This window comes from Microcoleus sp. S28C3 (assembly GCF_036700785.1).
Classification (GTDB): Bacteria; Cyanobacteriota; Cyanobacteriia; order Cyanobacteriales; family Microcoleaceae; genus Microcoleus; species Microcoleus asticus.
On the sequence record NZ_JAUBPO010000156.1, the window covers coordinates 1 to 11,395 of the forward strand.

Here is an 11,395-nt window from a genome sequence, read left to right on the forward strand (position 1 = left end):
AGATTCAGCAGGCAATCAGGGGAACAGTACCTCTTTCGAGCCCTCCATCTCAGCCAACGGGCGGTTTGTGGCGTTTCTTTCTAATGCGTCCAACCTCGTGCCGGGGGATACTAACAATACAGACGACATCTTCGTGCGGGACACCCTCACCAATACCACCACCCGCGTGTCAGTAGATTTAGCAGGTAATCAGGGAAACAGTGAGTCCTTCTACACCTCCATCTCTGCAGATGGGCAGAGAGTAGCGTTTGATTCAGCTTCCTCCAACCTCGTGCCGGGAGATACTAACAATACTTTTGATGTCTTTGTTTCTGACATCAGCAGCACTCCAGGCAATAACCCTCCTGATAACAGCATCAACGGCAGTCCCGACAACGACATCCTGTTTGGCAGCAGCGATAACGACATCATCAACGGTGTGGAAGGGAATGACGTACTTATGGGTTTACGAGGCAACGATATGCTTGTCGGGGGCGACGGCAGCGATGTCCTGAATGGTGGCAAAGGTTTCGACACCCTCAAGGGCGGTTTGGGAAACGATATTCTAGTCGGCGGTGGGGGCAACGATGTTTTTGTTTTAGGTGTCGGATTGGGAGTTGATACAATCGTTAATTTTGCCAAGTCTCAAGATACCGTGCAATTAATCAATGGTTTGACCTTCGGACAGCTATCAATTTTGCCGGGAACTGACGGCACATTAATTACAGTAACCAGCAGCGGTGAAGTTTTAGCTTCTTTGATAGGTGTTGCTCCTACTCTCATTGGTTCTGAAGATTTTATTTCGGTCTAGAGTAGATTTACCGTCTAGTCTTACCCTGTACTCTAAGGTGATCACTTTAGAATGCAGGGATTAAAACAACATCGACTAGAATCGCCGGACAAATAGAACAAAACCTTAACCCCCCTAAAACTTTTTTTAGACGGGAGTAACAGTATACCCGCCCTTCCAAGCTGTAGATGGGAAAAGATTACTATCCCCGCCTAAACCTCTAGCGGGATTTTTTCGACGGGCTGTTAAGTCTTTGCCGAAGTGGAAAAACTTAGAAGACCGTCGGAAAAATAGCCGCCTGCCCGTCCGGCTGAGGACATTTAAATCATGTGTCACGCGCTTGACACTATTTAATGACCTTAGCGATTCCCGGCTCTGGTTCAGGATATTGGGCTACCCTGACCAACCATTTAGAGAAATGGTTGACAAAAAACCTTGACAGCCGTTTATAGAAATGGTCAGATAGAGAAAGCGACCATTTATAGAAACGGTAATGAGTAACAAGGCACGTAACACATCAGGTAAATTCGCCCCTAAGTCAGAAGTCCCGCGCAAGGTTCGTTCAGTCAACTTGACCGACACTGCGTGGCAATGGTTGGCGACTGTAGCAGACAAAGCAGGGATGAGCAGAAACGATTACCTAGAAGCACTGGCGTCCGGGAACCGTCCATTTATGGTAATGGGGCAACCTCTTCCCCAACCATTTATAGAAACAGTACAAGCAGAGATAGAAACCCATGATGCGAACACGGTGAAACAACCAAATAGCGAGCTTTTACTGTTTATTGAAATGGCAGGATTAGAAGTAGTACGGGCTGATAACCAGCGGTTACATAATGAGCTAGGTAACTTAGAAGCCCAGAGAGAAGAACTCAATCAGGAATTAGCAGAAATTCAATCGCAGCTTGCGGCCGAGCGCGCCTTGCGAGAAAAAATTGAGCGCGAACTCTACGAGAAGAAGCAAAATTCTGTTCCGGCCACCACGCCTTTTGAAAAATTAACACCCCACACGGCCACGACTCGCGAGCAAGCTCTGAGCTACACGCAAAAAATTAAAAAGGTAAAGAAATATTAGTTTTCTTACCTTGCCATACCAGTTTCAAGCCCGAGGCTGGGATATTGGAGTTTCCGCCCCTAATGCAGTGTCTTGCTAGACATTATACTAGACACTGCACTAGCCGATTAAAAATATCTATCGTTACTAGACAACTTTTAGACATAATGCTAGTATACACATACAATTACTAGACAATTGCTAGACATGACAGATAGAGTACAGCTTAATTTGAGATTGGATGGCAAGCGCACCTTGCTCGAAACTATTAAGGAAGTAGCAGCAGCTCAGGGCTTAAGTGTGAATGCTTGGGTAGTGCGAACTTTAGAGCAAGCGGCCGCTAACCCTACCCCCAAATCTGAATCAACTCGCCAGACTCCCACAGTGGAGGATATAGAGGTAGTGCTAGACAAAAAGCTAGATATTATGCTAGACACTAAATTAGTGGCTAGGTTCGCAGAGTTCGAGGAACGGCTGGGAAAATTGAGAGCCTGAACGAGGGCAATGATGAATCGTTCAGGCTTGAATTAGACAAGGCTAAGGCTACCTATGACACCTTGCTAGAAAGCAGTACCGTAGTCACCCAAAGGCTAGAGCGAGAAGTGGAAGAATTTCGATCGCGACTTCAAGCAGAGGAAACCCGAGGGGATAAATTGTTGGAACAGTTGGAAGCTACCGAGTCCGCTTTAGCCAAATCGCAATCGGAAGTGTCCGACCTGATAAAAAGACTTGCAGCGTCTGTGGCAGAGAACAATAAATCAGCGCCTGCCAGTGAATTCTCAGAGAAAACTTTACCCGACGCGGCAACGATTCTTAGTAAGTTTCGAGCCAAGCGTAAAAAATCCCCAGTCACCCTTGCGGACATAGAGGCGATTTTACAGATGATTGGAGAAGGGTGAACCCAAAAACGAAATTAGAATCATGCCCCCCTCAAAAGGGGCTTTACTCACACAAAACTTTACAGTTGCAGGGTTGTATTTTCCCTGAAAAAGAGCGATCGTAAGTAACTAAGGAAGATTGATGCGCGACTGACAAGCGTTGACACCGCTAGCCAAGTCACGACTTCCCCAAACCGTTGTCTTAGAACGTTTGGAGCCTAACAATTATGCCAGGTTCAACTGATCGCATTTCTGGGCGATCGCAACTCTTAACGGAGTTGGCGGGGTTTTGCCATGACTAAACCCATTGCCAGCTACCGACGGATTGACCGATTAAAAGCGATCGCATTTGAGCGCGGTTTCACCAATGAAGATGCAAAGCAGTTCGGCAAACTCAGCAAAACTGCTACTTGGGAAACACTGCTTGAACTCTACCTTGTTGAGGGCGAATCGCTTGACACAATGCTAGACCTGCCACTATACAACAAGCTAGACATTGTAGACAGCACTGTAGACAGCACTGTAGACAGTGTAGACACGCTGGATTGGGTTAACGACGGTTCCTTCCCTGTGTGTTTCACGCGCCAAAATTCCAGCTTTTTAGACTGGGTGGATTTGGGGCAACTGGTCGCGCTCCTACTCGCATCAGCGGGCGTGTTTGTGCTGGCTATGAGTCTCTGGCGTCAAATCAATCCCCTGAATTTATTCCCTCCCATCAAAATCAACATTCAAATTGGAGCAACAAAATAATGGGAACAATGACCCGACTATTCGGTGGAGAAGTTAGCGACGCCATCAGCAGCAAGAATGAGAAGCTGAGCGCTCCAACAGATGCTAGCGTTATCACACCACTCAACCCCGGCAACTTTACCAGTATCCGCACCACGCCCGTAGTGGATGCTCCGCGCTACTTCACAGAGGAAGAGGCGGACGCGATGAAGAAGTTGGCAAAAGAAAAAACCCAAAACGCTCGTCACGCCAAAAAAGCCTACAAATCGCTAGGTCAGATTGAGGAGTCTGATGCAAAGGTACACAAAGCACATCGAGGGTACGAAAAAGTCGTTGCCACGGGCGAACTCACGAAGAAAAAAGCTGATGTGGGCTTAGCTAAGCACCTGCACGGCTTGCGTCCTGGTTATGCCCGCCTAGGTATAGGTTTAGAAAAGGCAGAAAATCGAGCTAGTGAGCGGATTGAAGCTATCAAAGCGAAACTGCTCGGAGGTACGGAGCAATGATAAAGGCGATCGCACTTGGTAACAATTTCCTGCTGTGTGCGATTGCCTCCAGTTTTCTTTGCTGGCTGGCATCGCTGCATTTCTCGCTCCTGCATTTTGTACAAGCATTATTCGCTCTCAAACTAATAGTCAGTGTCAGCGCTTGGATTTTAGATGATGCTCTCGTAGCCTTGCTAAAAATCAACTTGATACAGTTGCGCTTTCGGCTGATTGCTAGCACGGTAGGAGCTTTGGTCGGCGTGGGGGTGATGCTATGTCGCTCCTAAAAATTTCGATGCTGTCGGTTTCTGGGCTTACCCTCTGGCTAGCTCCCCCTTTCATCTTTTCCCGCAAAATTCCCCTGCACAACTTCATGCAAGGTATCGCCCTGGTGTCTGGGTTTGCTTGTTGTTTTGAAGGTCGCCGATGCGCCTTAAAATTAGCTAAAGCTGAGGAATTCGAGGCTTTGAAAGAAGCTGCCATCAACGCCGATGTCGTGGATGAAATCGCAGTAAGCTCCTACGTGTCCGAACAAGAACGCAGAACTGAAGCGGAACTCTTGCTAGCTAACGACGCTAATCGGGAACTCTTAGAACGCGCTCTAGAACTGAGTTCTGAGAATGAAGAGGAGGCAGAACGAAAGCTAGCTGAGAACGCCGATAACGAACTTCGAGAACGCATCTTGCAATTGCAAGCTCGGGGGTACAGCAAGGCGAAAATCATTCTTGAAATCTGGGGAGCTTCAAAAGGTGGCTCAGAGAAATATAAAACTGCTGAGGCTGAGTATAAACGCTTAATACAGGAAGAAGGAGGATAAAGAACGTGGGCCGGGGGGAGCAGCCGGGCTATGGCCCGCCCCCCCGGCCGCGCTACTTGCTCGCTCGCAACTTGCAACCGGGTTGTGTGATACCCGGTATACAACCCAAAAAAGAACAACTTATGATATATTGTCTAACCCCAAAAGGAATACGCCAAAAGATATAAGTAACTAGCAAAAATTTTGGGGGTGTTACTTGTGACCTGGTAAGCGTAAAATTCAAGTAAGTAAAACTGTCCTGGATTCCCAACAAGGGAAGGCTTAGCTACCAGGTTATCTGGAGAAAAGACCTAATAGGCAGATTGGTAGAGTCCTTAGCCTCGGGCGACTGGGGTGAATCTAACAGCAACTCTCGAAAATGTTTTGGGCAAGAAAAAAGTAGACGCCTCGACGGTTCTAGCTTGACGGGCTGAGCTGGATGAAAGCGGGAATTTCCCCCAAGATAAGTTGCACGGAGGGTGGGTCTAACAGAGCCCAAGAAACAGGCAGTTCCGGGAAACTGCGCGTGCAAAGAACGCAACATACCAATCCCCAATCTAAGCTGACACTCATTTGCACGAGTAAGTCTGCTTTCTAACTCAGGTTTCAGCTCTTGCTTTTTACGACAACTAAAGAAATTGCAGGATTTGGCTCTCTGATGCTAGGAAGGTAGGTTCCATTTTGTGCTTTCAATTTTTGAAGAATTCACGTATTCACCAAAAAACCGCTGCAACTAATTGGAACCTAGCGAACAGCGGCTTCTTGGATCAACTCGTCTTTTCAGGCGAGCAGCTTTTTCCTATGACTCATTGTACAGCGATCGATAGTCAGCTACCCATCAATCTTAAGCTGACACCCAACCATCAAGCCCACATCCAAGCGCGGGGCATTTTGCCAGACTGGGCTGAATCCAACTGCATGAGCTTTGATATTCCAAACGCTTCGGTGATGCTTGACTGTAAAGCAAAATCAGCAGGCGTTATGCTGATTTCCGACGAATACGGTCAATGGCAATTCCGCCCCGATGACCCTTGGCTTTCATCCGATGGCAAACTGCCAAAATACCGCACACCACGACATGAATACGATGTGTTTCTGGCAAAACATCCTAGTATCAAAGCTTACTGGAGCGATTTAGAGGCGCTCAAAGCTCGCTGCTTCATTGTTGATGGCAAACCTTACTTGCTCATCACTGAGGGAGGATTCAAGGCAATAATGGGCTGCCAGTTCGGTATTCCAACTGTTGCGCTCGTCGGAGTGACGATGGGTTTAACACCGCGCAAAAAAGGGGAACCCGACTTAGTACCAGGACTCAAACGGCTAGCACAAGCTGGCTTCGGCTTCATTTTTGCATTTGACGCGGACGCTGCCACAAACAAGAATGTACGCATTGCAGAAGCTAAACTCTCAAAAGTCTTGAAGGCTTATGGTTGCGACGTGCAAAGTATCACGGGACACTGGGAACCAGGCCCTAACGGAGAAACTAAAGGGATGGATGATTTCATCAACAAAAATGGGATAGAAGCTTTCAGAGCAATCCTAATAAAATCGCAGTCGGGAATCGAATCGCCTGACACAGGGAAGAAGACTAACAAATTACCAACTCCCCGCCAAACAGCGGCCATAATAGCTGAGGAGTACGGGAATCATTGGAAGTACGACAACGAGCAAAAGGAATGGCGCGTATATAGCGGTCGCCATTGGGAAAAAGTAGAGATTGGAAACTTTGAAACCCTTCTGATGCGGGTGGTTGATGCCAAAAACATCCCTTACGCGGGGGATTCCTACTTGGCTGACGTACTCAAGCTTCTGACAAAACTGCTGAGGGAGAAACACTGGGGAGGAATTGACCGCCGCCGATTCATCAACTTTAATAACTGCGTTCTTGATGGCTACACAGGTCTGACGCGCGAACATCAACCGAGCGATCGCTTTACCTCCTACCTACCTTTTGAACACAAGCCACTAACAGGTAATACAAAGGATGCGCTGCAAGCATTAGAGGTAAATTGCCCGAATATCAGCGCCTGGATGCGGACGGCAATGAAAGGCAATGCTAAGAAAATATTTAAGTTGTTGGCAATTATCAATGGCTGTTTGCGTTTCAGTTTCCACGGCTGGCAGCAGTTTGTGCATTTAATTGGAGCGCCTGGAAGTGGCAAGGGTACATTTGCCCGCTTGATGGAGAAAGTTGTAGGCAAAGATAACACTCAACCTTGCGCCCTAGAAAGCCTCAAAGATGGCTCAACCTTGGCAAGCATTATTGACAAGCAATTGGTGGTCTTCGGTGATGAGCGCAAGCCCACAGGCGTTGACAGCATTCTGCGTCTAACTGGTGGCGACAGCATCAACTACCGAGAAGTTTATCGCCCCGCCGCTAACGCCTATTTCTATGGGCTGCTACTAATTTGCTCTAATGACCCAATATTTATGGGTAACACCACTGGGTTAGAACGTCGTTTGTGTCTTGTCGAATTTAACAATCCCATCCCTAAAGCCTTACGCAATTCAGAGATGGAAGCCAGCTTTGACAGCGAGATAGCGTCGCTAATTGCGATCGCTCTTTCCTTACCCAGCGACGAGGTAAAGCAAGCAATTCAGGGTATAGGCGATGCTGAGATTGCTGATTTCAAAGCTGCTGAGTGGGAGATGAAAGTTAAAATGGACAGCTTGGCCGCATTCTTTGAAATGGATTTAGTCGTGGAAGATGGCGCTCAAGTCCGAGCCGGTGATTTGTTTGAGGCATACAAGAGCTTCTGCGACAGAATCAAGAAGCCCGCAATGAGCCTCACAACCTTCTCCCCTGGGCTTGAAAAACTATGCGGCGAACTGCACCAGCCAGTGATTCGCGATCGGAACGGTCGGCACGTCACATTTATTGGATTGCGATTGCGGGGGGATAAAGATGAACATCTTACTTACTCCCAAAAATTAGTGGCGTTTGCAGGACTTAATAGCCCTCCTGCAGGACTTGATGCAGGACTTGATGCAGGACTTGCGACTATACAGGGTAAGGGGTTGCAGGACTTGCAGGACTTAACTACCAACATTTTGCAAAATCTTGAAATTTCACAAAAAAAATCAGCAGAGATAGAAACAGAGGTAGAAACAGTAAAAATAAAGGAAGTTACCACCCCAAGTCCTGCAAGTCCTGCGGAACGTTTGCCCAGCAAGGCTTCAAGTGCTGCACAAAGTCCTGCAAAAGTTCCTGAAAGTCTTGCACAAAGTCCTGCAAACAAGCGCCACCATAAAGAATTTCAGATTGGTGAACGGGTTCGGATTCTGGATAACGGTCTGCATCATGGCAAGGACGGGCAAGTAGTGGCCGCTAGTTTTGGGAGCACTGAGAACGACTATCGAATTGCTCTTGATAAGGAATCGCACCTCAGCCAAGAAGTTGTTGTCAGCGTCCCGCACAGCGAAAAGTTTCCTATTTTGATGAAGTTGTAATAGATACCCAATGGAGCTTAAGGATAATGAATCAGGAGGAAGAATTTAGATTTGCCGAATGGACTAAACAAACTCAGGAGTCAAAAGTTGAGTTTGGTTGCTCTTATGGCACGCTCGATGGAGGTGAGGTAATACCTCTCTGGCATTTTAGTTTTGATGGAGATGTGTTTGTTGATGACAGCGGAGGAAATATTTCATTAATTGAAGGTATTAAAGATTATTTCATTTGGTCATCTCAGCGCATTAAAGAACTAGAGGCTAAGCTGGCTCTAGCTCATCTATTTAGCGACAGCGACAAGACTGTTTAGGACTGCTGTAGGGACTCAAGCCCTAGGTCAGAAAATTACCCTAACCTGATGTAGCTTCTGCACTTCCAAGCCCTAGGCTGGGAAATTATTGTTTCCAAAGGAGTTTTACTATGGGTACTGAACAAAAAGTCGCTGTTATTACTGGCGCGTCGCAGGGTATTGGCGCAGCCCTTGTCAAGGCATACCGCGATCACAACTATAGGGTGGTCGCAACCTCGCGCTCGATCGAGCAGTCGGATGATGATGCAATTCTCGCAGTGTCGGGCGACATCGCTGAGCGAAAAACTGCCGAGCGTGCTATTTCTGAAGGCGTTTCCCGCTTCGGGCGCATCGACACACTCATTAATAACGCGGGTATTTTCATCGCCAAGCCATTTACCCAATACACTGAGGCAGACTACGAGGTATATCTAGGTACCAACGTCACTGGCTTTTTTCATATGACACAATTGGCGATCACAGAAATGGAGAAGCAGGGGAGCGGTCATGTCGTGCAGATATCGACGAGCCTGGTTGACAATCCCATCGCTGGCTTACCGTCCGTGCTCGCGTCGCTGACCAAGGGCGCACTGAATGCCGCGACCAAATCCCTGGCCATCGAGTATGCCAAGCGCGGTATCCGAGTAAACGCGGTCGCGCTGGGTACTATCAAGACACCGATGCACCCTGTGGAAACCTATGCACAGCTCGATGCCCTGCATCCGATCGGTCATATGGGCGAGATATCCGACGTTATTGATGCAATACTCTACCTAGAATCAGCCAACTTTGTGACGGGTGAAATTCTTCACGTCGATGGTGGACAGAGTGCGGGTCACTAACACCGCCTTGTCATCAATAAGTATAAAGTTGGCTCCTGTCTAGCCCCATAGCGCTTTTAAACTCAGAGCCAGAAAATATGGATTTCCTGATGTAGCGGCAAGGGTTACAGGGCTTAGGCGGGAAAATACAGTTATCCCCGCCTAAAGATCCCAGCGGGATTTTTACGACTGGCCGCCATTGCCTTCTTCTTCGTCACAATTAAAAAATCGGCCATCGGAAAAATCTCGCTAGAGGTTTAGCGGGAAAACTGCACGATTTGAGAGGGTGTAGGTATAAATTTCGGGTGAAGCATGATTTCTTGATGACCCAAATCTCAGTTTTATACCCAAAATTCGAGTAAATGTTGAGTACAATTGCTTATTGACAAATGCTTTCTTAGCTTAACTTGTTGACTGGTGCTAGACACCATAAGTTATATTTTTGACCAAAGAAGTAATATCCTTCACTAAAGGCATAAATTTCTGTTGCCAGTTATTATCATGAAGATGGGGGTTTAACACTACCCGCCAGGCCTCAAAATCATGGATTAATTGCTGCTCCAACTGCGTACCCAACTCCTTATCCATGTTACCTGCCATCTCGAAACATCCCAGGGAAGCAATGTTCCCCTGCCTAGCGCAAAGCCATATATTACCGGCAGGTATCATACAATTCACTTGCCAAATGGATCTTAAAAGCTTGAGGAAGATTTTTTCGTCAAGTGATCGACCTTCTTTTTCTATTTCAACTTCTAGTGCCGCAAGTAACTTTGTCGCAACTAACTCATCTTTATCCATGAGAACCTGTCAAAATAAGTTTTCATTTACGTGTTGTTATATCGCACATTTTCAACTCACTTTATTAAATTGTGTAAATTGCTCCATCCTGATGGAACTGTAGCAGTTGGTGGTGTTAGGTATTTATAATCGCACTTTGAGATACTTAACCTCATCCTGCAACCCCGCCGTAACAGTTTCAAGCTCTAGGCTAGGAAATATAGATATTCTGACAATCTCTAGCGTCTCAAGCTCTGGGCTGGAAAATACCAAGGTTTCAGGCTGCAAGCTAAAAACAGTCCAGATTATTGAAATATTAGAGCTTATGAATATTACTCGCGTCTCAGTTGACTCAGCAGGCAATCAGGGCAATCAAGGCCTCTACTCCTTCACCTCTCCCTCCATTTCGCCCGACGGGCGGTTTGTAGCGTTTCATTCTTCTGCCTCCAACCTGGTGCCGGGGGACACTAACAATAACTCTGACATTTTTGTGCGGGACACGCTCACCAATACAACTACTCGCGTCTCAGTTGACTCAGCAGGCAATCAGGCGAATGCAGGCTCTTTCGATCCCTCCACCTCAACCGACGGGAGATTTGTGGCGTTTGTTTCTGATGCGTCCAACCTCGTGCCGGGGGATACTAACGATGCCAACGACATTTTCGTGCGGGACACGCTCACCAATACAACTACTCGCGTCTCAGTTGACTCAGCAGGCAATCAGACGGACAAGGAGGGGTACAATTATTCTAGCTCTCCCTCCATCTCAGCCGACGGGAGGTTTGTGGCGTTTCGTTCTTATGCGTCCAACCTCGTGCCGGGGGATACTAACGATAAATCTGACATTTTCGTGCGGGACACGCTCACCAATACAACTACCCGCGTCTCAGTTGACTCAGCAGGCAATCAGGCGAACAATGCCTTCGTCTCCGTAGGCCGCCTCTCATTGAGCGGGTCCTCAAGCCCCTCCATCTCAGCCGACGGGAGGTTTGTAGCGTTTGATTCTTATGCTACCAACCTCGTGCCAGAGGATACTAACAATGCAGACGACATCTTCGTGCGGGACATCCTCACCAATACCACCATCCGCGTGTCAGTAGATTCAGCAGGCAATCAGGGGAACAGTACCTCTTTCGAGCCCTCCATCTCAGCCAACGGGCGGTTTGTGGCGTTTCGTTCTGATGCCACCAACCTCGTGCCAGGGGATACTAACAATATAGACGACATCTTCGTGCGGGACATCCTCACCAATACCATCATCCGCGTGTCAGTAGATTCAGCAGGCAATCAGGGGAACAGTACCTCTTTCGAGCCCTCCATCTCAGCCAACGGGCGGTTTGTGGCGTTTC

General features: G+C 47.6%; 13 protein-coding genes. 12 read left to right on the forward strand and 1 reads right to left on the reverse strand.

Translation table 11 applies throughout. From position 1 onward, the window contains the following. The 11 genes from QUA13_RS29405 to QUA13_RS29455 all read left to right on the forward strand — a co-directional run. Positions 1-790 (forward strand): calcium-binding protein (locus tag QUA13_RS29405; RefSeq protein WP_333204244.1); only part of this gene is annotated, 790 nt, incomplete at its 5' end. A 472-nt stretch (positions 791-1,262) separates the two neighbouring features. Further along, positions 1,263-1,844, forward strand: coding sequence for a hypothetical protein (locus QUA13_RS29410; RefSeq protein WP_333204246.1), 582 nt, complete (start codon positions 1,263-1,265; stop codon positions 1,842-1,844). 186 nt (positions 1,845-2,030) lie between these two features. Further along, positions 2,031-2,318, forward strand: coding sequence for a hypothetical protein (locus QUA13_RS29415; protein ID WP_333204248.1), 288 nt, complete (start codon positions 2,031-2,033; stop codon positions 2,316-2,318). A 62-nt stretch (positions 2,319-2,380) separates the two neighbouring features. Then, positions 2,381-2,722, forward strand: a complete 342-nt coding sequence (locus tag QUA13_RS29420) for a hypothetical protein (protein ID WP_333204250.1) — start codon at positions 2,381-2,383, stop codon at positions 2,720-2,722. Positions 2,723-2,995: 273 nt separating this feature from the next. Further along, positions 2,996-3,451 (forward strand): hypothetical protein, encoded by a 456-nt coding sequence (locus tag QUA13_RS29425; RefSeq protein ID WP_333204252.1) that lies wholly within the window; start codon positions 2,996-2,998, stop codon positions 3,449-3,451. An 8-nt stretch (positions 3,452-3,459) separates the two neighbouring features. Next, the gene (locus tag QUA13_RS29430; protein ID WP_333204254.1) at positions 3,460-3,936 is read left to right on the forward strand and encodes a hypothetical protein; all 477 of its coding nucleotides are present in this window, start codon (positions 3,460-3,462) and stop codon (positions 3,934-3,936) included. After that, positions 3,933-4,202 (forward strand): hypothetical protein, encoded by a 270-nt coding sequence (locus tag QUA13_RS29435; protein WP_333204256.1) that lies wholly within the window; start codon positions 3,933-3,935, stop codon positions 4,200-4,202. Before QUA13_RS29430 ends, QUA13_RS29435 begins: the two co-directional genes overlap by 4 nt. Next, on the forward strand, positions 4,190-4,732 hold the full coding sequence (locus QUA13_RS29440) for a hypothetical protein (protein ID WP_333204258.1): 543 nt from the start codon (positions 4,190-4,192) through the stop codon (positions 4,730-4,732). Before QUA13_RS29435 ends, QUA13_RS29440 begins: the two co-directional genes overlap by 13 nt. Before the next feature lie 780 nt (positions 4,733-5,512). After that, the gene (locus QUA13_RS29445; RefSeq protein WP_333204259.1) at positions 5,513-8,161 is read left to right on the forward strand and encodes a DUF3854 domain-containing protein; all 2,649 of its coding nucleotides are present in this window, start codon (positions 5,513-5,515) and stop codon (positions 8,159-8,161) included. Positions 8,162-8,187: 26 nt separating this feature from the next. Next, the gene (locus tag QUA13_RS29450) at positions 8,188-8,469 is read left to right on the forward strand and encodes a hypothetical protein (protein ID WP_333204261.1); all 282 of its coding nucleotides are present in this window, start codon (positions 8,188-8,190) and stop codon (positions 8,467-8,469) included. Positions 8,470-8,579: 110 nt separating this feature from the next. Then, a complete protein-coding gene (locus tag QUA13_RS29455; protein WP_333204263.1) occupies positions 8,580-9,290 on the forward strand; it encodes an SDR family oxidoreductase in 711 nt (236 codons plus the stop codon). A gap of 399 nt (positions 9,291-9,689) precedes the next feature. Here QUA13_RS29455 and QUA13_RS29460 read toward each other — a convergent pair whose 3' ends face one another. Beyond that, positions 9,690-10,067 (reverse strand): hypothetical protein, encoded by a 378-nt coding sequence (locus QUA13_RS29460; protein ID WP_333204265.1) that lies wholly within the window; start codon positions 10,065-10,067, stop codon positions 9,690-9,692. A gap of 304 nt (positions 10,068-10,371) precedes the next feature. On the opposite strand from QUA13_RS29460, the gene QUA13_RS29465 reads away from it, so the two are divergent. Further along, positions 10,372-11,395: TolB family protein (locus tag QUA13_RS29465; RefSeq protein ID WP_445242758.1), on the forward strand; the 1,024-nt coding region annotated here is incomplete at its 3' end.

Coding starts and splice junctions, on each gene's coding strand:
- QUA13_RS29455 (WP_333204263.1), top strand. CDS start 8,580: ATGGGTACTGAACAAAAAGTCGCTGTTATTACTGGCGCGTCGCAGGGT.
- QUA13_RS29410 (WP_333204246.1), top strand. CDS start 1,263: ATGAGTAACAAGGCACGTAACACATCAGGTAAATTCGCCCCTAAGTCA.
- QUA13_RS29425 (WP_333204252.1), top strand. CDS start 2,996: ATGACTAAACCCATTGCCAGCTACCGACGGATTGACCGATTAAAAGCG.
- QUA13_RS29430 (WP_333204254.1), top strand. CDS start 3,460: ATGACCCGACTATTCGGTGGAGAAGTTAGCGACGCCATCAGCAGCAAG.
- QUA13_RS29440 (WP_333204258.1), top strand. CDS start 4,190: ATGTCGCTCCTAAAAATTTCGATGCTGTCGGTTTCTGGGCTTACCCTC.
- QUA13_RS29445 (WP_333204259.1), top strand. CDS start 5,513: ATGACTCATTGTACAGCGATCGATAGTCAGCTACCCATCAATCTTAAG.
- QUA13_RS29450 (WP_333204261.1), top strand. CDS start 8,188: ATGAATCAGGAGGAAGAATTTAGATTTGCCGAATGGACTAAACAAACT.
- QUA13_RS29435 (WP_333204256.1), top strand. CDS start 3,933: ATGATAAAGGCGATCGCACTTGGTAACAATTTCCTGCTGTGTGCGATT.
- QUA13_RS29460 (WP_333204265.1), bottom strand. CDS start 10,067: ATGGATAAAGATGAGTTAGTTGCGACAAAGTTACTTGCGGCACTAGAA.
- QUA13_RS29415 (WP_333204248.1), top strand. CDS start 2,031: ATGACAGATAGAGTACAGCTTAATTTGAGATTGGATGGCAAGCGCACC.